The organism is Neobacillus sp. BF23-41, from assembly GCF_041106275.1.
In genome coordinates this window covers 387192-408428 of record NZ_JBGBPR010000002.1, presented here as the reverse complement: position 1 = coordinate 408428, position 21237 = coordinate 387192, and the positions used below count along the sequence as shown (strand labels likewise).

Below are 21237 nucleotides of genomic sequence, written 5' to 3'. Positions count from 1 at the left end.
TAATATCCGTTATTCAAGAAGCATTGTTTGTTCCTAAAGATTATATCATCTGGATTTTTAAATCACCCTACTCAGGGTTGGTGATTATTTTTGAGATTTATCTATTTATGGGGTTTTTCTATCTTTTCAATAAAGATTTGAGGGAGATCTGGAGAAATGGGAGACTGTTTAAAAAGTACAGAAAACTAGTGATTGCTGCTTTCTCCACCTTCAATGTTGTTTTGATATATACGGTTATTTCAGCTGTTACTGTAATAACCTACGACAAGATTATCGATTATTCATTTCTAGCTCCACAAGGCAGGGAATATAGCCTTGTGGAGATTGTTAAGATTAATACAGGAGTGTACGGTAAGGGGCGTCCTTCTCTGTTTAAACACTCAAAGGGTGATTTCTTTTACATAATTGAACTAAATGATGGTACAAAGATTGATTTGACTCAAGTGGGTGGAGTAAAAAATGATGAAGATGAGCGTTTTGTCATTGAAAAACTTGATATTCAATTAGTAAACATGGGTATCCCGAAACAATCAAGTATGAAAAACTTCGAATACAGTAAGAAAGGCTTAGCTAAGGTCTATACTGATAAAATACGAAACATATTGGAAAATATGAAATAAAATAAAGATCAAGGATTCGCTCATTGAAACACCATATTCGCCCATTAAGGTTAAAAATTCGCCCATAAAAAACCCGGAATTCGCCCATAAATCTCAAAAATTCGCCCATAGAAAGAATAGTAGGCAATAAAACTTGCGAACAGTGCTTGGCACTGTTCGCCAGTTTTATTTTGAATTTGTTAGGCGGGGAATCCCACCCCGACAATTTTAAGTCAAAGATTCACTTTCTAAAGAGACAGATTCCACTTTTTTTGTGGGCATTTTAACATTCCCCGCCACAATTCCGCCTAAAATAAGGATAACTCCTAGCCATTGTGACAAGCTTACGTTTTCAGCTAAGACGAGCGATGACAAGATAACAGCAACCGGAAGTTCTGAGGCTGTTAATATCGTTCCAAGTCCTGGGCCGATATGCTTCATTCCAATAGAAAATAAGAGCGGTGGCAAGGCTACGCCAAATAGCCCAAGGAACAATCCATACGGTGCTACTCCCATTAAAACTGGTAAATGGAATAAATCCGTTGGCGTGAAAAATAAAAAAACAGTGATCAATCCGCCAGTGGAAAGTAGAGCACTTTTCTGTACAGGTGGTGTATCTTTTTCCACGGAGCCGCTAAGAAAGATGAGAGCGGTATACGTTAAAGCGGAAAGCAGACCCCAAACTGTCCCCTGCCATGATATTTGAACGCCGCCTTCTGTGATAATGCCGGCTGCTAAAATGGAGCCAATGATTAAAATACCAATCGAAACCATTTTCCCGTTACTTGGTATTTTTTTATAAACAATCCACTCAATAAAAGTGCCAATCCATACAAATTGAAATAAAAAGATGATGGCAAGAGAAGCATCCAGGGTTTGCAATGACTGATAATAAAATACCCCTGTTAAACCAACTGGAATTCCTGATAAAAGTAATTTACCTATTTTGGGTAGAGTAAGTTTTTTCTTTTTCGAAAAAAGAGCGACCCCCCAGATTAGCAAAGTCCCAAGTAAGTATTGACTTCCTGTTACCTGTGTCACGGTGAAACCAGCCGAATAAGCAAGCTTTACAAAGGTCGATAATACTCCGTAACAGCAGCCCCCTAAAAAAACAATTAGTGCATATTGCCAAGTTTTCATTTTTCCTACTCCTTTCATTCCATAAAAAAAGCCACACAGCTCTCATATGAAAGCTGTGTGGCGAAAATAGAGATATCTCTAGAAAAGTCCACAAACAAAAGAATTTTGTTATTTAATTTGACTTTGTTACTTTAAAACAATTAAAAAAGAATGTCAACCATTTTTGCCACAAAATAAGGCTTCAATTTGAGGATATGTGTCTGACCCTTGTAAATTAATTCACAAGGGTTAGGCGCCTTTTTTGTTTAATTTCTACCCAGTTTTCCGTATGACAGTATACTGTCATTTTAAATCACTGATTTGACAATAAACTTTCACAATACTATATTTTGATTGATATAAAAATTTAAATTCAAATAATAGCCTATAAAAAAACTAAACAAGAGTAGAGGGGTCAAACATGGAAATGAGGCCAATCAATGGACCAAAACCTTCAATTATTACAAGAAAAACAATTTACTCCGCTTGGAGAAACAAAACCTGTTCAGGTAGATGTTCGATTTATTGCAGCCACCAATCGTAATTTAGAGGAAATGGTAAGACAGGGAATCTTTCGCGAAGATTTATATTATCGTTTATTTGTCATACCTATTACGATACCCCCTTTATCTCAACGAAAAGAGGATATCCCATTCTTGATCACCCATTTTTTAGAAGCATTTGGTCAAAAATATAAATTATATAAAACACTTGATAAGGAAGTTATACAATTTTTTATTGATTATGAATGGAAAGGAAATGTAAGAGAATTACAAAACACTATAGAGAGACTAGTTCTTACATCATCAACAAAGCATATAGAGTTAAAGGATCTACCAGATAAGCTTGTTATGTCCACCGGAAAACCAACTGGTTCAGTAGCTAAAACTCTAAATTTAAAACATGAAGTCGAGCAATTTGAGAAGCAAATGATCATTCAAGCATTAGAAACTTCATCAACAATGAAGGAGGCAAGTAAAAAATTAGGGGTAGATGCGTCTACCATTACTCGAAAAGTTCAAAAGTACAACATTAATATTGCAAAATTGCAATTCTTATTGTGATTTTGCAATATTTCTTTTTTAGTTTTATTTTTATGAATTTTCCGAATATAAACACCCTTTATTATATTTTTAAATTGCAGTTTTGCAATTTTATAATTAGATTCCTTCAATAATCTCTTGTTTTATCCGCATTTTATTTTGGCACGGTTCTTGCGTTATAAAGTTTGAAGACATTACAAAGGAGGTAGAAGTGTTATGAAATTATTTGGCGTAGACGTAGGTGGAACTTTTACAGATGTAATTTATAACGATACCGAAAAACGAATGACAGCTATTCACAAAGTACCAACAACCTTGGATGATCCATCCACAGGCGTTGTTAAAGGAATGCTTGAACTTTGTGAGCGTTTGAAGTGCGTGAGCGTGCAGCTCGAACGGGTCACATCATAGAAATTTTCCATCAAAGCCGCCAAAATTATGGTACGAGAAAGATAAAGCATGAGCTAAAGAAACGAGGGAAATTGGTTTCTCGTCGTCGAATCGGCAGAATTATGAACGAACAAGGACTTCTTTCAGCTTATACTGTAGCTCAATTCAAACCACATAAGGATAAACCAAATGAAAGTGATCAAGCAAATGAGTTAAATCGTGAATTTACACAAGAGGAAGAATTGACTGTCGTGGTCAGTGACCTAACTTATGTAAGAGTCCATAAAAAATGGCATTACATATGTGTATTTGTTGATCTCTTTATTCGTTAGATCGTTGGATTTAGCACAGGTGAGAACAAAGATGCTTTACTAGTTTATCGTGCTCTATCGTCAATAAAAAGTAATTTACATATGGTTCAAATGTTCCATACTGACCGAGGAAGAGAGTTTAAGAACCAGGTCATTGATGAGGCACTAGAAACGTTTAACATCAAGCGATCTCTAAGTTTGAAAGGCTGTCCGTATGATAATGCAGTAGCAGAAGCAACATTCAAAATCATCAAAACAGAGTTCGTGAAGAAACGTCATTTTGATAGCTTAGAAGAGTTACAAAGAGAGTTTACAGATTATGTGCACTGGTTTAACCACCTACGCATCCATGGTACTTTAGATTATTTAAGTCCAGTGGAATACAAACTTACGCACCTTAAGAAAACTGTCTAGTTTAGTGTTGACAATCCAAGTTATTACTTTTGTTTTAATGGGTTGATTCAGGAATCGTGTAACGGTACCGGAAAAATTTAAAAAATCACTGCAACAATTAACTACATCATCATAATACGATTCCTTCGCGAAAGAAATGCCGAAATGACAGTTAGTACGATACCCACTGCAGCTAATAAAGGTAATTTAACATTTAAATACGAACAGTGATAGGCACTGTTCGTAATCATGACTAATTGAAGTTCTTCAAGATTCAAATATTATATAGTACAAAATATTTGTTAAAAGGGCAAGCATCTTTTATAATATAGAGGCTTAAAAAAACTATTAATAGTTTTACAGTTAGACATTCCTATATTAGGTCGTAATTTTATACTTATGTCTAAAATTCTTATGGATCAGGAAGAGGGAAAGTCTATGACTAGCACGTTAGTAGCAAAAGAACGTAAGGAAATCCAGAATTCAGTTTTAGCTCAATTAAGAAAACAGGGAAATATCCCATCAGTTGTCTACGGGAAAAATGAAGAGAGCAAATCGATTGTTGTAAAAAATGTAGATTTAATCAGAATCATTAAGGAAGTAGGTAGGAATGGAATTATTTCTTTAGATGTTAATGGAAATTCACAGGATGTAATACTTTCAGATTATCAATATGACCCGATAAAGCGGGATGTTCTTCATGCGGATTTTTTATATATTAATAGTTCTACTGAGATACATGCCCAGGTGCATGTTGCCTTGACGGGAACTTCAAAAGGTGTTGAAGACGGAGGAATTCTCCAACAGTCTCTTCACGAGTTAAACATAACAGCAAAACCTAGAGAAATCCCTGAAACAATTGAAGTTGATATTTCCAATATTCAGGTAAACCAAACGATTAAAATAGGTGAGATTAGAAATTACTATAGCAATATTACGATTAACCAAGAAGATGAAGAGGTAATTGTTTCAGTACTTGCTCCAAGACAGGAAGAGGAAATCAGTACAGGTGAACAACAGGATGGAAAAACCCCTGAAAACGAAGAGGGAAGAGAAACAAAAGCTTCTAATTAATCCGATGTCCAATAAAGTAAGTATATTTTAAATAAGATATAAAAGATGTAACCTTTAAGGTTGCGTCTTTTTTTGATTGTAAAAGACTTCTATTAATAATTAGTTAGAGTTGTGAGAGTAGGCAAATACAAGGCCGGTCTTTTTATCCCAGATGAAAAACCACCTTGGTGTAAAATTGTAATACAGACTCGCTGACCTTGTTAGCCGGTTGAAATGTTTCTGCAGACGACACATGTGGAGTGCTGTGTGTTGCTAAAATTACGATGAATAATAGCAGGTGGTAACGAGAATCTGTAGAAGATTCTCGCTGTACCATCTGCTTTTATTTCTATTTTTTCAATAAGTCGATGCAAAATTTCATATTCCTTATGTTATAATTGAGTAAAGAACATTTGTTCTATTATAACTTAAGGGCGGTGAATTAAATGGGGGAACTTAACATCAAACAAAAGACCTTTCATTTGCGGTATTTTTGCTTTATATGATAATTTGAGAAAAGTGAATAATAATATCTTGGACCAAATATAAGAAGTAAAAAAATTTATGTGAAGAATTAGCAAAGTTATGTTATGGAGGGCATTTAAATGAAACATAAACTTACAAGAGAGTTAGTTAGACCCATTGATTATAATCCTTCTATTAATCAACTTTGGAAACGATTCCAGGAGTTGGGACAATATACTGGTGATGGCGTAAGTGATGACATCATTGATTCCTGGGAGAATTCAAAGAAACTAGGCATCAGTCCTTTTCAAAACAGAATTCAAGATATTATTAACGAGAACGAATTGAAAGATCGACTCGTGAAAAATGAAGAATTACTTACTTATGCTACACCAAAAATAAATAACTTATCCGATATTTTAATTGAATCTAAAACAATGTTTTCCATTGCAGATAATCACGGTACTGTTTTACATTCAAGTGGTGAAAGGAATGTTTTGAAAAAGGCGGAGAAGATAAATATTTTTAATGGTGGAACTTGGAGTGAGCAATCGGCAGGAACAAATGCGGTTGGGCTTGTGCTAAAAAAGAAACAGTTCTCCCAAGTTTTGTTTTCGGAACATTATTGTGAAAAAAATCATGATTGGTTTTGTGTAGCTTTCCCTATTTTATATCCATTTACAAATGATCTGCTTGGAATTATGAATATTGCAGGATACGAAAATCGGATGAATTCACAAAATATTGAGTACATCGTTTCAGAAGCGAAAAATATTTCTAAGTCTATTAATCATTATTTTTTTAAATATGCAATGAGTAATCATTTATTTTTAAACACTGCTTTGGAAGGTGTAGAAGATGCTGTATTTATTGTGAATGGCGGTAAAAGTATTGTGGATAAAAATGTTGCTGCTAGATCACATTCCATTCTAAGCAAAATTCAAACCCTTAAAAATATCCCTAAATTAGATAGTCTCATAGATTTTGTTTTGCAAAATGGACAGCAAATTCTGAGAGAAGAAGTAAGTATGGATAAAAATAAGCAAAAATTCATTTGCTCCATTTATCCTGTCACTTTCCAGACTGAAAATTTGGGGGCTGTTATATTTTTTAGAAAAAATACGGAATCTCCAACATTAATATCGCAAAAACCTACAATAACTCGTTCAACCCATTCGAATAGAACACGCTATAGTTTTGACGATATGATAGGTTCCTCAAAGGAATTTACAGATGTCGTAAAAAAAGCACGAAAAGCATCGTTAATTGATTCCACTCTTTTTCTCTCAGGTGAAACAGGGACGGGTAAGGAGCTTTTTGCACAGTCGATCCATCAAGCGAGCAATCGTAGTAATAAACCTTTTGTAGCGATTAACTGTGGAGCAGTTCCACATGGATTGCTTGAAAGTGAATTATTCGGTTATGAACCAGGTGCATTCACCGGAGCTAAATCGAAAGGAAGCCCCGGAAAGTTTGAATTGGCTCAGGGAGGTACGATTTTCCTTGATGAAATTGGAGATATGCCGTTGGATTTGCAAGTCCACCTGCTTCGGTTATTGGAAGAAAGGGTGGTCACCAGACTGGGCGGGGACAAACTGATACCGCTTGATGTACGTGTCATTGCGGCTACTCATAAAAATTTAAAGGAAGCTGTACAAAAAGGTGAATTTCGCGAGGATCTATTGTATCGTCTTCGTGTGATCCAATTGAGAATTCCTGCTTTACGTGAAAGAATCGGCGATGTCCCTGCATTGGTCCATCACTTCATAAAAAAAATGAGTGGAGAATTTGGAAAACGTGACATTGTAGTACAAGCAGATACCATGCAGTACCTGACACAATATCATTGGCCAGGGAATATTAGGGAATTAAAAAATGTCGTTCAACAATCTCTTTTTAATATGGAAGGAAATAACCTATCCCCATTCGACCTATCTCCAGAATTGATTAAAGGCCCGGTAGTAGAAGACGAAAAGGTAAGACTCATTGAAGCGATGATTAAGGAGGATGGAAATGTCACAAACGCCGCAAAAATCCTTGATATTTCTCGCGCTACCATGTATCGAAAAATCAAACAGTATCAGCTGACTGCTGAAGATTGGAATAGCAAAAAAGTAAAAGGCAAAATTTAGAAAAATCCTCCAATTTATACCTCTCTCAGTTGAGAAGGATAAATTGGAGGATTTTTTGTCTAGAGACAGTGAGACAAGTGAGACACAAACCGTCTCATTGATACAAAATTTAAAGATGAGTGAAAATACAAAGGAAGAGGAACCACATTGTTATGACAGCGTTTTTATCTATTTTATAAAAGTTGGCACGCCACTTGCATTATATATGAGTGTAATTAACTTTCACTTTAAAACGAAAGCAAGGTGATGAAAAGAAATGAAAGAATTTGATGTAGTTATCATTGGTGCAGGACCCGGGGGATATGTTCCCGCCATTCGGGCTGCACAATTGGGCAAGAAGGTAGCGATCGTCGAAAGGAAGAAAATAGGCGGAACATGTCTGAATGTCGGTTGCATTCCTTCAAAGGCATTATTGAGGCATAGTGAAATGGTTGAAGAAATTCAAAAGGCAAATAGCTGGGGAATTAAAACCGGTGAATTATCGGTTGATTTTCCAAAATTAATGAAACGTAAAGATCAAGTCGTACAGACTTTGACTAGTGGTGTTCAGCATTTGTTAAAGAAAAACGACATTACCCTTTTTCAAGGAGAAGCGTCAATTTCGGATGCTTTAGTTGTTTCCATTGGAGACGTCAAAATCAAAGGTAAAGATATTTTATTAGCAACAGGAAGCACACCTTTTATCCCTCCTATTAAAGGTTTGGATAAAATAAACTACCACACTACCGATTCATTCTTTGACTTGAAGGAACTACCAAAGTCCATGACGATCATTGGGGGAGGGGTCATTTCAATAGAGTTAGCTTTCGCAATGGCCCCACTAGGAACAAAGGTGACCATTATCGAAGTAGCTCCTGACATTCTATTAACTGAAGACCTTGACGCACGAAAAATCATTAAAAAGCAGTTACAAAAGAAAAATATACAAACCATTATAAAAGCCAAAATCCAGGAAGTACAAAAAGGGAAGGTCATTTTAGCGGATCAAGAAATCTCATTTGACACTCTTTTGGTGGCAACTGGAAGAAAACCAAATATTGAAGTGGCACAAGAACTTAACCTAAAAATGGATGTATCGAACAAGTTTGTGGCAGTTAATGATGATTATGAAACTAGCAAAAAACACGTTTATGCAGTTGGAGATTTGGTAGGAGGCTATCAATTGGCACATGCAGCAAGTGCCGAAGGTCTCATTGCGGTTCATGCCATGAATGGCGATCATCCTCAACCTCTAGATCAAACGGAAATTCCTAGATGTGTCTATACACATCTTGAAATCGCTTCGTTCGGGCTCAATGAAGAACAAGCCAAGAATGCCGGTTATGATGTAAAAATAACCACATCTAACCTTGCAGGAAATGCGAAAGCCATTGCGATGGGGGAAACGGAAGGATTTATCAAAATTATCTCGGATCATCAATATGACGAAATACTAGGTGCCGTTATTGTTGGGGCGAATGCAACAGAGTTAATTGGAGAAATTTTGGCCATGAAGCACTCAGAAGGCACGATGAATGAACTAGCAAGCATGGTGCATGCCCATCCTGCCATTTCTGAAGCGATTGGGGAAAATGCAAACGCTCTACTTAAACAAGCAATTCATATGTAAACAACAAAAGGGAGGAATAATAAATGGAAAAGAAAGAAGTCCTTTGGATTTATCAAAAGATGAATGAGATTAGGTTTTTTGAAGAAGATGTGCATCGTACTTTCGGAAAAGGTTTAATTCCAGGATTTGTCCATTTGTATGCAGGAGAAGAGGCTGTTGCAACAGGAGTAATGGCATTATTAGATGATGAAGATTATATTACCAGTACCCACCGTGGACATGGACATGCGATTGCAAAAGGTTGTGATATCAAAGGCATGATGGCAGAGATTATGGGTAAAAAAGATGGCTTAGGCGGAGGAAAAGGTGGATCCATGCATGTTGCCGATGTTGGTAAAGGAATGCTAGGCGCCAATGGAATTGTTGGGGGTGGTTTCGGCTTAGCAGCTGGTGCAGCTCTTAGCATTAAGACTCTAGGAAAAGACAATGTCGCGGTTTGCTTCTTTGGTGATGGAGCGTCAAACGAAGGAACATTCCATGAAGGTCTAAATCTAGCTTCTATTTTAGACTTACCGGTCATTTTTGTTTGTGAAAATAACCAATTTGGTGAGGGTACACCTTTTAGATATGCAAGTGCATCTGAAACCGTTTCTGAAAGAGCATCATCTTATAATATGCCTGGTGTACGTGTGGATGGTATGGATGTTGAGGCTGTTTACAATGCTACAAAAGAAGCCATCGAAAGGGCAAAGTCAGGTAACGGTCCTACCCTAATTGAATGTGATACATACCGGAAATATGGTCACTTTGAAGGGGACGAACAAAAATACAAAACGGATAACGATCCAAATAAAGACCGCGATCCAATTATCGAATTCAGAGAAAAAGCGCTTCAAAATGGTTGGATGACAGCAGAAGAAGCGGATGGTATTGAAGCACAAGCTAAAGAAACGATCAAAGAAGCATTTGCTTTTGCTGAAGCAAGCCCACTACCAGATTTAGAAACTTTATATACGGATATATTTGCATAAGAATAGGGGGAATGAAAAATGACAAAAAGACAAGTAACTTTTATGACTGCTATTACTGAAGCGATGACACAAGCAATGCGAAAAGATGAAACCGTTATCTTAATTGGTACGGATGTTGCTGGCGGTGCTGAAGTCGACCATTTAATCAAAGACGATGGACGTTATGATGATGCATTTGGTGGGGTTTTCGGATTATCCAAAGGAATGGTTACAGAGTTCGGTCGCGGACGTGTCATTGACACACCGATCGCAGAACACGGATATTTTGGTGCAGCAGTCGGTGCGGCTGCTACAGGCTTACGTCCCATTTCTGAATTGATGTTTAACGACTTCATCGGATTTGCTTTAGATCCAATCTTAAATCAAGGTGCAAAGATGCGATATATGTTTGGCGGAAAAGCAAAAATCCCTCTTACTGTTCGGACAGTACATGGTGCAGGAGCAGGAGCAGCTGCCCAACACTCCCAAACTTTATATGGGATGTTCGGTTCTATTCCGGGAGTTAAAGTAGTCGTTCCCTCCAATCCATATGACGCAAAAGGGTTGATGCTAGCAGCGATTGAAGACGATAACGTAGTCATTTTTTCGGAAGATAAAACCCTCTATGGCATTAAAGGCGATGTGCCTGAAGAATATTATACAATTGAAATTGGTAAAGCCAATGTGACAAGAGAAGGAACGGACCTTACGATTGTGGCGATTGGTAAAATGGTTCGAGTAGCCCATGAAGTGGCAGAAACATTAGATAAAGATGGAATCTCAGTGGAAGTCATTGATTTAAGGACGGTTGCCCCTTGGGATCAAGAAACTGTGTTGGAATCGGTGAAGAAAACGGGAAGACTAATCGTTATTGATGAGTCAAATCCACATAACAACACAGCTACTGATATTGCATCAGCAGCGGCGGATAAAGCCTTTGATTATTTAGATGGTCCGATTAAAACGGTATGTGCACCAAATACACCGGTACCATTTGCGTTTAATTTGGAACAGGCCTATATTCCAGATGCAAAAAAAGTATTGACTGTTGCAGAAGAGTTAATTGCTGACTTGAAAAAACAACTTGTAATGAAATAGGAGGTGAAGCGAAATGAGTGAAACAATCGTAATGCCTAAATTAGGAATGACGATGACTGAAGGTACCATTGTTGAATGGTATAAAGAAGTGGGAGATCCTGTTAACGAAGGCGAAGCGGTTTTAATGATTAGTTCAGAAAAATTAAACCAAGAAGTTGAAGCTCCGATATCGGGTACTTTACTCATTAAAAATGCGGAGGTTGAAGAACAACTAGAAGTCGGTGCTCCAATAGCTGTGATTGGAGAAGCAGACGAAGTGGTTGTAAAGAATGAATTACAAGTTGAGCAAACAGCAACAGCCCCTGTAGAAGCGGAAGCTATTGATCAACCTACTAAAATGAAAAAAAACGAAGGAAAGATAGTAAAAGGTAACCGGATATTCATTACTCCATTAGCGAGAAAAATGGTTAATGAAAATAATCTGGATATTGATTTAATTAAGGGTACCGGTGGAAACGCTAGAATTACAAAACGAGATATCCAAGTTGTTTTAGCGGGTGGTTACGATTATCAAGCAGAGTCACAAGTTGCAGCAGCCCTAGCTACACCTGCCGCCAATTATGAATCCGTAGGTGAAGGTCTACGTCCGATGCGAAAAGCGATTGCTCGCAATATGCGTAGAAGTTTGGGACAAACCGCTCAATTAACATTACATCGAAAGGCAAATGCTGATCGTTTAATTGATTTCCAACAAGTGCTAAGGAAAGAAATTGAGTCTGCTGATTTAGATGTCAAACTTACTTTGACTGTATTGGTTGCTAGAGCAACGGTTTTAGCTTTACAAGATTTGAAGAAAATGAATTCTCACTACCAGGATGGCAAATTGACAGAGTTTGAGGAGATTCATCTAGGCATTGCAACTTCTTTGGACGATGGCTTGTTAGTCCCTGTCGTTAAGAATGCCCATCAAAAAACAATAGGTACTCTGGCAAAAGAAATAAAAGAAATATCAACGAAAGCAAGAAACGGTCAGGCAGGTGGAGATTTACTAACTGGCTCAACATTCACCATTACAAACCTTGGAGCCAGTGGTATTGAATACTTTACACCTATTTTGAATACACCAGAAACAGGTATTTTAGGAGTAGGGGCGTTCCAGGATGAATTAATCTTAGATGAAGAGGGCAAAGTTAAATCCGTTAAGAAAATTCCATTTAGTCTCACCTTCGATCATCAAATAGCAGATGGTGCTCAAGCAGCAGAATTCCTAAATGTCTTAGTCAAATATATTGAGACACCTTATTTACTAGTTCTCTAATAAAAGTATTAAAAGAGATTAACAGTTAATGAATAGCCATCTATTGTTAATCTCTTTTTGCATAGGATTATTTTGAACTAAACAGGGGGGAGCGTCAGGATTTTGACAAATTACAATGGTAAGAGAAAAACCTTATATCAATAGGGTTTAATCTATTGAGATTTAATAGATTTTTTTATGAAATCAGGCATTTAGATGTCTCGTATGACTTGTCTCAAAAATCTTATCGTTGTTAAATATTCCGTTTTTAACGTCACAAGCTGCTTAGCGTAGTAAATCCGCACTTTCGGGACGGGGCCCCAACCCTAAGATTTAGAGGGTTTCAATATGAGTGTAAAATTTTTATTCAATAAATACATTTTTGGAGGAAATCATAATGTCTAAACAAAAAGTTGCAGTAATCACTGGTTCAGGTCAAGGAATTGGTAAAGGATTAGCAGAACGTCTAGCAAAAGATGGTTTTTCAATTGTACTTAGTGATATTAATGAAGCAACATTAAGTGAAGCAGTTAAAGAATTTGAAGAAAAAGCTGTTAATGTAACTTCATTTATAGGAAACGTTTCTAAATTAGAAGACCAAGTAGCGCTAGTTCAAAAAGCAGTTGATACATTTGGTAGTGTTGATGTGTTTATTAATAATGCTGGTATTGAAGGACAAGTAGCCCCACTTTCTCAAGCAGACCCAAATGCTGTAGACCGTGTTTTTGATATAAATGTTAAAGGTGTAATATACGGCATTCAAGCAGCCGCGAATCAAATGAAAAAGCAAGAAACTGGTGGCAAAATTATTAATGCTTGTAGCATAGCTGGTCAGGAAGGATTCGAAATGTTAGGTGTATACTCTGCATCGAAATTTGCTGTTAAAGGCTTAACACAGGTTGCTGCTAAGGAACTCGCAAAAGATAAAATCACAGTTAATTCTTATTGTCCTGGAATTGTAGGGACATCTATGTGGGAACGTCTCGATGAGAAAATGATGGAGCATATGGGTACAAAAAAAGGAGAGGCATTCCAAAAATTCGCAGAGGGAATTGCACTTGGGCGTACTCAAACTCCTGAAGATGTGGCGAATCTAGTTTCCTTCTTGGCATCATCCGATTCTAATTACATTACGGGGCAAAATATTTTAACTGATGGTGGCATAGTTTTCAATTAATTCTTACTGTGATAAAACAGATCTATAATTAGGCAGGAAACCTGTATAAATGTTAATAACAAAAAAGCGAATCTCTAGAATTCGCTTTCAGCCTATCAAGAAAAGGAATCGGAATGGTATCTCGGAGCCTATACTGCAGCCCAGCAGGGACACAATGTGACAATTATTGACTAAGGGCTGCTTGGAGGCACATGTTTATGTGAAGGTTGTATGCCTACTAAATCCCTTTTAGAAAGTGCTGGAGTGTACAGTAAACTTCAACATGCGAGTGAGTTTGGGATTCGCCTGCCGTCCGGCAACATTGAAATCGATTGGAAGGCCGTCCAGGTTCGTAAAAACAAGATTGTGTCTACGCTGGTTCAAGGAATTCAGTATTTAATGAGGAAAAATAAAGTGAAAGTAGTAAAGGGAACGGCTTCCTTCCTAACAAGCCGGGTTATACGAGTTGAGAATAATGGGAAGCAAGAAGAGATAACGGCGGACAAGATTATTATTGTTGCTGGCTCTGAACCGATCCAACTGCCATTTGCACCATCTGAGGGTGATTGGATTATTCATAGTGGTCAGACTATGTCGCTTCAGTCAGTCCCTTCCTCTTTGCTTATTGTAGGCGGAGGTGTAATCGGCTGCGAGTTTGCTAGTATTTTTAGCAGATAAGGGATAAAAGTCACCAATGTTGAGATGGCGGACCAGCTGCTGCCAGGAGAAGATAAAGATGTAGTCGGTATCTTACATAAGCAGCATGAAAGCGATGGTGTAGTCATTTATCCTTCCACTAGACTAAAAGATTTAAATAAAGATCAGAAAAAAGCGATTTTTGAAAATGATAAAGGACTTCATGAGGTTCAATCCTTGGGCTGCACTCGGGAATTGTTTCTTAATATCAGTACCGATTTCAGCTAAAATTTGCTCAGCCATCCTGGTAGCTATACCAGGAATAGAATCTAATCGTTCCACATCTTCTTGGTTGGTACGTACTCTTTTCGCTACTTCTTGATCGAGCATCTCAATCTCTTCAGTCAAAAAGTCAATATGTCTTAAAATCGTTTTTAACATTAGACGTTTTTGGGATTGAATATAACCTTTAAGTGCGAGTTCCAGCTCATCTTTCTTCTTTTTCATCGAGCGACGTGCAAAGTTTGCTAGTTTTTCAGGATCCTCTTCGCCTTCGGCAAATTCGCTGACTATTATATAGAAACAGGAAATGCAACAGTGAGCTATTTGAGAGCCGGTTACGAAGCCGAAGGAAATGCGGCCGAAGTAAACGCTAGCCGCCTGCTCAGGAATGCTAAGGTTCAAGAGTACATTAAGGAACGGAATGAGCAATTGGATGTGGAATTTATTGCAGATATTTCGGAAACGAAGCGGTTTTGGACGGAGATTATGAGGGATGCAGGTGCGGATATGAAGATAGATTAAAAGCATCTGAATACATCGCGAAAACGAATGGTGCATTCATCGAGAAAAAGGAATTGCAAGGTGCTTTAAATCAAAAAATAGAGTTTTGTTTTGTAGATCCATCTGTTTCTGATGCTTAATTAATGATAATGCTTTAAACTATGGAGAGGATTACAGTCATAATGATTGTATTTCTCTCTATTTTTTTAGCAATAATTACAATGGTTCCACTGTAATTGGAATGTTTGTTAACTTACGGGTACTATGCAATAAATGTGGCGAAATATAAGGTTGAAAGAGAAAGATTGTGAAGAATTGTACTTATACTAACGAAGCAGGTTTGTTGAAGAAGAATCTCAAATAGCATAGCCTGTTAAAAAGAAAGCAAACTAAAATAGTGGTGCCGATAACGAAAAAAATTTGGGGAAAATACTACTCCGATATCTTTAAATACTGTATTTATTATTGTTTGTATCTAATCAATTAGAAAGCCCAATAACTTCATTATGTCGGGTTTGCAACCTGAGACCCCTCAAAAGCATTAGCGAAAAAAAGTTTACTGAAAATAAACTATAAGTTCGGATAAAAGAAGGAGGTTGGACCCAAAAATTGTCTAACTCTTTGAATAGCACTTCTAATTCTCCTATAAAAGGAGATTCTAATGGAATGAAAAGATTGCTGCCTTTTTTAGGTCCTGCCTTTATTGCTGCTGTGGCATATATCGATCCAGGTAATTATGCAACAAACATTTCGGCAGGGTCTAAGTATGGATACACATTATTATGGGTCATTTTAGTTTCTAATTTAATGGCTGTTTTGATTCAAACGATGTCTGCCAAGTTAGGGATTGCAACAGGTAAAAACCTCCCTGAAGTTTGCCGAGAAAAATTTTCAAAGAAGACTTCCATACTTTTATGGATACAAGCTGAACTTGTCGTTATGGCAACAGATCTGGCAGAATTTATTGGTGCATCGCTTGGAATCTATTTGCTCTTTGATATCCCACTTGTTTTCGCTGCTATTATTGCAGCCATTGGTTCATTCGTCATTTTGGAGATTCAAAGGCGAGGAATGCGTCCGTTAGAAGCTGTTATTACAGCTATGATTTTTATTGTTGTAATTGTTTTTGGGGTTCAAGTTTTCTATGCAGCACCAGATGGAACGGCAATTCTCTCTGGTCTTTTCACGCTCAAATTTCAGGATGTTGATAGCGTTTTATTAGGGGCTGGGATGCTGGGAGCAACAGTGATGCCACATGCCATTTATCTGCATTCTGCCTTAACACAAAATAGAATTGTCGGAGAAACTGAAGAAGAACGGAAAAAGATTTTTAAATATGAGTTTGTAGATGTCATTATTGCGATGATTATTGCAGGTGGGATAAACGCGAGTATGTTAATCGTCTCAGCGACAGTATTTAATAAAAACGGACTTAATGTAAGTGATTTAGAAGTAGCTTTTAATGAATTTGGAAAAATACTTGGACCCTTTGTGGCAATATGTTTTGGAATTGGATTGTTATCCGCAGGATTATCAAGTTCTTCAGTTGGTACTATGTCAGGTGACATCATTATGCAAGGCTTTGTTAAACGACGCATACCTATTTATTTGAGACGATTTATAACTATGATACCGCCGTTAGGAATAATTCTAATGGGAATTAATCCTTCTAAAGCTCTTGTTATAAGTCAAGTCGTTCTCTCTTTTGGAATTGCTTTTGCTTTAATACCTTTAATAATGTTTACAAGTAACAAAAAACTAATGGGGAAACTTGTAAACCATTTAGTAACTTCGATCTGTGCGTGGATAATTGCCGTACTTATTATAAGTCTTAATTTATTTTTGTTATATCATACTTTTATTAACTAAAGAACGTTTTTACCTCCTATTTATTCTAAGTTTCTTTTTAAGCTTACGGGTCAAGAGTTGACGATTCAGCTGCCAAAAATTCTTGGTGGCTTTTTGTTATTCAGCTAACGGGGCAGGATTTAGTATATTACGGAATACTCAATGTGCTTTAATCCAAGAAGGATTAAGGCATTTTTTGTTGTATTCCTTATTATACGAACAGGTTATTTATAAAAGTAACGAAAAAAGCAAGCACAGTGTGCTCGCTTTTTAACAATGTGGTAAGACAATATTCAGAAATACTTAATCCCTATTCTAAAGTTGGCATTCTTAATGAAAAACTTAATTTAGTGTATAACTTTTCAAGTAAGAAGTATATTTTCACCAACAATCTAATCAGGGATGACAATAAAATTTTAAATGAAGAATTCAAAATACATCCCTCCACATTGAATTTTAGTGTTAAATAACACTAGGATTATTGTTCCCTTTAAAACAAATTAATACTTTTAGATTACTGCCGTTTGTTCCTTCATTTGGTTAGTTGCAAAAAGGTAAAGGCTGTGGCAAAACGAATTTTTCTTGTCATAAGTTTTTAACAAATAAAATTATTGTTAATGGTTAACCTATTTCTATAAAAGTTAGGAGGGTTGAAACAAATGGAACAGGTTAATTATCAAGATAAAATTAATGCTTCAGAATATGGTATCATCTGGTCGCAATATCTTAATGACAGTATGTCACGCTGTGTTCTTCGCTATTTATTAAATGATGCTAAAGATGAAGATACTCGCGCTTTACTTCAATTTGCCTTACAATTATCAGAAACCCATATAGAAAGAACGAAACAATTTTTAACACAAGAAAACTATCCTATTCCAATAGGGTTCACAGACGAAGATGTAACAGTAAACGCCCCTAGTTTATTTACGGATACATTTAAGGTAATTTATTTGCAAATTATGTCCATTCACGGATTGACGAGATATGCTGGTGCTACAAGTGTCAGTATACGTGAGGATGTCAGAAAATATTTAATTGAATGTACTTCTCAAACATTGGAGTTATATGATAGGGTAACTACCGTCGCCTTATCTAAGGGAATTCTTAGTAAGCCACCTACATTTAATAATAAACAAAAGATTGATTTTATTAGGAAACAAAACTATTTAACAGGTTGGTTCGGAAAGCGTAGACCGATAAATGCAATCGAAATCAGTGGTGCACATCTTAATATGCAAAAAACTATGTTGAAAATGGTTTTAGAGTTAGGATTCAGCCAAGTATGCCAATCTAAAGAAGTACGAGAGTTTTTCGAACGTGCTCGAAAACTTTGTAAAAGACACTTTCATATACTGGGTTTAATGTTAGAAGAGGATAATCTCCATGAACCAAGGATATTTGAGTCAGAAGTAACAGATTCAACAGTACCTCCCTTTTCTGATAAGCTTATGCTTTTCCATGTAGCCACACTGCTATCTGCGGCACTTGGTTATTATGGAGAGGCTTTATCAATGTGTCAAAGAAGGGACTTGTCGGCTGATTACGCACGAATGAATATGGAAATTGCATTAATTGCAGAAGATGGTATGAATCTTTTAATAGAAAATGGATGGATGGAACAACTTCCTACTGCCACCGACCACGAAAACTTAGCGAAGGATTAAAACAATGTGGATGCAAAAGAACGATTATTTTGGTGCATCGCTTTTCCAGGGTTTGGTCAATTACTGAATGGAAAATACCTCAAAGGGATCACTTTTATATCATTAGAATTCGTTATTAATGTTAAATCTCATTTTAATGAAGTGATCTTATATAGTTTTAACGGTGAAATTAAAAAAGCGATTGACTATACTGACTATCAATGGATTATGTTTTATCCTTCATTACCCCTCCTAAGACAGTGCATATAGCATCTTAGGCTGATTGACTATTACCATCAATCACAGGTGCATATCGAATGTTCATGGCACCGACTAAATCACGATGTTTTTCGAATACGCATATACACTTGTATTTTCTATCTTGTGCCTTGTTCTTTTCAGAACATTTAGGGCATGTTTGCCTTGTGTAGGCAGGATTCACATACTAAACTTTAATGCCAACTAAATTCGCTTTGTATTCAATGAATTGAGATAGACGATAGAATGACCAGTTATGTAGATTTGTTTCGTTTTTACGGCTAGTTCTTGCCGTCTGCCTGATGTTCGCCAATTGTTCTAAGCAAATGACAGAAATTTTATTATCCCTTGCAGAATTTACCATTGCACGGCTTACCTTGTGGTCCTGGTCTTTCATCCAATGGTGTTCCTTATCTTTTGAACTGCAAATAGCCTTTAACTTTTTCTTTTGCCTAATGCTTTGCGTTCAGAACGGAATTTACGTTTTATGTACTTATTTTGTCTGCCGTTTCCAAAGAAACGTACCTTTTCATCATCTGTTACAGCAACAGCAGGCACTTTTAAACCTAAGTCTACTCCCTGTGACCGTCAAGTAGAATGACACAATTTTTGCTGATTAATTTGAAACACTTTGGTCACCAAATATTGTTTTTCGATGTTTCATTCGCCAACTATCTTCGTTTAAATGAATGATCTCCACTCGATACAAAATTCTATCCAATATAGCAGTAGTGATTGCTTGGTCCCCCAATAATTCACCCCATTCTTTAGGTCCTTTATTTGAAGTTAAAATAATAGATGTTTGATTATAAAAATTATTTATTAGATGAAAAAACATATTGGCTTCTTGCTTATCCATTGCCATAAACATTAGATCATCTATAATTACTAAATCTGCTTCTCTAATTCGTTTCATTCTTGTTTTTGATTTTCTAGTAATTTCTTCTGTTTTTAACACATGAATTAAATCTCCCATGGTTTTGAAAATCACTTTATAGCCCTGGTTTAAAGCTTCTATTCCTAACCCAATCGAAAGATGGGTTTTACCGACACCTGGCGGTCCAAGAAAGATAATATTATAAAGTTGCTCAATCCATGTTAAATCCATTAACTGGTTTAACTTCTTACTACTTAATGATTTTTGCTCTTTTAAGTCGTATTCATCGACTGTGCTATAAAAGGGAAATGTCGCCCATTTAAATCGCTTCTCTAGTTGTTTTTCCTCCCTGCGACTCTGCTCATAGGTCACCACATCATGGAGAAACTGAGTAAAGGATAAATCCTTTTGCTCAGCCTCTCTGATTATGGCAGGTAAGTGGTTTGCTATTTCAGACAAACGCAGGGTTCTCATGAATTCTTGTAGCTGTTGGAGCTGACTCAATTTGAATCACCTTCCAATAAAACCGTGTAGGTATCCACTTCTCTTTTTGGGGCTTCTGTCTCCATAATCCAACCTGTAAGACTATTTAGTGGCGTTACATTCTCAGCGTTGTCATTCACTGTATCATGAACTTGGCGTTGTCGTTTAAGGTACTGAACGATGTCGCTGAAGTCTGTCGCACTATATAATTTTCTTCTGACACATTCTTGTAGTGCTGCTGATAATAGGTCATCGCTATTTTGTTTTGTCTCTCTTAATATGATTTGTAATTGATCACGAATATATCGAGGATACTTCTCCCGAAGAGTATTCAGATAGTGATTTACGATTTCCTTGTCCTTAAATTGATTCGCAACAGTATCAAGATATGCATCTATGCCCTTTGTTCGATCGCGTGTGTGATTTCTATCTTTCATCAATTGACCTTTCCCATCAGGTATCTTATGTTTTGCAATCACTTCCCCTGTTTCAGGGATATAGATTAATAAATGTTGATCCTCAGATTCCTTTACACATACGGTTTCATATATACTAAACGTCCCGAGTGGAAGAGAATACCGATTAGACAACTACCGTATGGTATTGTCCTTATGGACACTTCTTGTTATACTATTCTCATATTTGTTTGTGAAATTTATATTTTTGATGACTGGTCTTAAGTGTTGCTTTTCCAAGGAGAACACTTCGACTGGTCTTTTTTTTGTTGCATTGTGTATTTTAAAGTTACCTGTCCGATTTAACCATTCCCATCCTTGTTCATTCCAGGAATCAATATTGTGGAATACTCTGTGTTTAGCGAAATTGTGCTTAATAATACCTACCACATTTTCAATTCTACCTTTACTTTCTGGATCAGCTTTGCGACAAACCCGAAGGTTTAGCTTTCTGGTATCTTTATACTGCTGAAACTCCTTTGTTAGAATTAAATCTCCACCATTTTCACTTACTACTATTAAACTATCTTGGTCATAAACTAATTCTCTAGGGATCCCCTCAAACCATTTGAATGCATTCTCATGAGCTCTAATGACATCTCCTGTTGTAAAAGGGAATCGCAATGTTGAAACGCCATTTTCTTTCATTGCATTTGAAATAAACTCTTTTGCTTTATCTGTAATAATCATTTTAAA

The 21237-nt window shown here is 36.6% G+C and carries 19 protein-coding genes and 3 pseudogenes; 16 read left to right on the top strand and 6 right to left on the bottom strand.

Translation table 11 applies throughout. The features are described 5' to 3' along the window. Positions 1-107: 107 nt before the first annotated feature. On the top strand, positions 108-620 hold the full coding sequence (locus tag AB7942_RS05095; RefSeq protein WP_369446049.1) for a hypothetical protein: 513 nt from the start codon (positions 108-110) through the stop codon (positions 618-620). A gap of 207 nt (positions 621-827) precedes the next feature. On the opposite strand, the gene AB7942_RS05090 is transcribed toward AB7942_RS05095, so the two are convergent. Continuing rightward, entirely contained in the window at positions 828-1739 is a 912-nt protein-coding gene (locus AB7942_RS05090) for an EamA family transporter (RefSeq protein WP_369446048.1), read from the bottom strand. Positions 1740-2158: 419 nt separating this feature from the next. On the opposite strand from AB7942_RS05090, the gene AB7942_RS05085 reads away from it, so the two are divergent. The 12 genes and pseudogenes from AB7942_RS05085 to AB7942_RS30515 form a co-directional block, all read left to right on the top strand. Next, on the top strand, positions 2159-2782 hold the full coding sequence (locus AB7942_RS05085; RefSeq protein WP_369446047.1) for an AAA-type ATPase lid domain-containing protein: 624 nt from the start codon (positions 2159-2161) through the stop codon (positions 2780-2782). 195 nt (positions 2783-2977) lie between these two features. After that, positions 2978-3172: a hydantoinase/oxoprolinase N-terminal domain-containing protein gene (locus AB7942_RS05080; protein ID WP_335401784.1), complete on the top strand. Its 195-nt coding sequence runs from the start codon at positions 2978-2980 to the stop codon at positions 3170-3172. Next, a pseudogene (locus tag AB7942_RS05075) lies at positions 3166-3876 on the top strand (IS3 family transposase); the annotation flags it as partial. The gene AB7942_RS05080 and the pseudogene AB7942_RS05075, both read left to right, overlap by 7 nt. Before the next feature lie 417 nt (positions 3877-4293). Continuing rightward, positions 4294-4929 carry a 50S ribosomal protein L25/general stress protein Ctc gene (locus tag AB7942_RS05070; protein WP_369446046.1) on the top strand — a complete coding sequence of 212 codons (636 nt, stop codon included), beginning with the start codon at positions 4294-4296 and terminating at the stop codon, positions 4927-4929. 584 nt (positions 4930-5513) lie between these two features. Further along, entirely contained in the window at positions 5514-7505 is a 1992-nt protein-coding gene (locus tag AB7942_RS05065; RefSeq protein WP_369446045.1) for a sigma-54-dependent Fis family transcriptional regulator, read from the top strand. Positions 7506-7761: 256 nt separating this feature from the next. After that, on the top strand, positions 7762-9114 hold the full coding sequence (gene lpdA / locus AB7942_RS05060) for a dihydrolipoyl dehydrogenase (RefSeq protein WP_369446044.1): 1353 nt from the start codon (positions 7762-7764) through the stop codon (positions 9112-9114). Positions 9115-9137: 23 nt separating this feature from the next. Beyond that, on the top strand, positions 9138-10085 hold the full coding sequence (locus AB7942_RS05055; RefSeq protein WP_369446043.1) for a thiamine pyrophosphate-dependent dehydrogenase E1 component subunit alpha: 948 nt from the start codon (positions 9138-9140) through the stop codon (positions 10083-10085). 18 nt (positions 10086-10103) lie between these two features. Beyond that, positions 10104-11162 carry an alpha-ketoacid dehydrogenase subunit beta gene (locus AB7942_RS05050; RefSeq protein ID WP_369446042.1) on the top strand — a complete coding sequence of 353 codons (1059 nt, stop codon included), beginning with the start codon at positions 10104-10106 and terminating at the stop codon, positions 11160-11162. Between the two features lie 13 nt (positions 11163-11175). Next, positions 11176-12420 (top strand): dihydrolipoamide acetyltransferase family protein, encoded by a 1245-nt coding sequence (locus AB7942_RS05045; RefSeq protein ID WP_369446041.1) that lies wholly within the window; start codon positions 11176-11178, stop codon positions 12418-12420. Between the two features lie 376 nt (positions 12421-12796). After that, entirely contained in the window at positions 12797-13576 is a 780-nt protein-coding gene (locus AB7942_RS05040) for an acetoin reductase (protein WP_369446040.1), read from the top strand. Positions 13577-13753: 177 nt separating this feature from the next. After that, positions 13754-14233 (top strand): FAD-dependent oxidoreductase, encoded by a 480-nt coding sequence (locus AB7942_RS05035; RefSeq protein WP_420492010.1) that lies wholly within the window; start codon positions 13754-13756, stop codon positions 14231-14233. 24 nt (positions 14234-14257) lie between these two features. After that, positions 14258-14326 (top strand): annotated as a pseudogene (locus AB7942_RS30515) (hypothetical protein); the annotation flags it as partial. Between the two features lie 39 nt (positions 14327-14365). Here the strand turns inward: AB7942_RS30515 and AB7942_RS05030 are convergent. Further along, the gene (locus AB7942_RS05030) at positions 14366-14698 is read right to left on the bottom strand and encodes a transposase (RefSeq protein ID WP_369446149.1); all 333 of its coding nucleotides are present in this window, start codon (positions 14696-14698) and stop codon (positions 14366-14368) included. A 90-nt stretch (positions 14699-14788) separates the two neighbouring features. Here AB7942_RS05030 and AB7942_RS05025 point away from each other — a divergent pair, with 90 nt between their 5' ends. From AB7942_RS05025 to AB7942_RS05015, 3 genes are all read left to right on the top strand, one after another. Continuing rightward, positions 14789-14995, top strand: coding sequence for a terminase small subunit (locus AB7942_RS05025; protein WP_483310836.1), 207 nt, complete (start codon positions 14789-14791; stop codon positions 14993-14995). 588 nt (positions 14996-15583) lie between these two features. Next, entirely contained in the window at positions 15584-16843 is a 1260-nt protein-coding gene (locus AB7942_RS05020) for an Nramp family divalent metal transporter (protein WP_369446039.1), read from the top strand. Positions 16844-17481: 638 nt separating this feature from the next. Further along, the gene (locus AB7942_RS05015; protein ID WP_369446038.1) at positions 17482-18489 is read left to right on the top strand and encodes a DUF3231 family protein; all 1008 of its coding nucleotides are present in this window, start codon (positions 17482-17484) and stop codon (positions 18487-18489) included. A 253-nt stretch (positions 18490-18742) separates the two neighbouring features. On the opposite strand, the pseudogene AB7942_RS05005 reads toward AB7942_RS05015, so the two are convergent. The 4 genes and pseudogenes from AB7942_RS05005 to AB7942_RS04990 form a co-directional block, all read right to left on the bottom strand. After that, positions 18743-19305, bottom strand: a pseudogene (locus tag AB7942_RS05005) (RNA-guided endonuclease TnpB family protein); the annotation flags it as partial. Positions 19306-19342: 37 nt separating this feature from the next. Next, on the bottom strand, positions 19343-20107 hold the full coding sequence (gene istB, locus AB7942_RS05000) for an IS21-like element helper ATPase IstB (protein ID WP_369446037.1): 765 nt from the start codon (positions 20105-20107) through the stop codon (positions 19343-19345). Next, the gene (locus AB7942_RS04995) at positions 20104-20676 is read right to left on the bottom strand and encodes a hypothetical protein (protein WP_369446036.1); all 573 of its coding nucleotides are present in this window, start codon (positions 20674-20676) and stop codon (positions 20104-20106) included. The genes istB and AB7942_RS04995 overlap by 4 nt, the downstream gene beginning before the upstream one ends. Beyond that, complete coding sequence (locus AB7942_RS04990) at positions 20677-21231, bottom strand: hypothetical protein (protein WP_369446035.1); 555 nt, start codon at positions 21229-21231, stop codon at positions 20677-20679. Between the last annotated feature and the right edge of the window lie 6 nt (positions 21232-21237).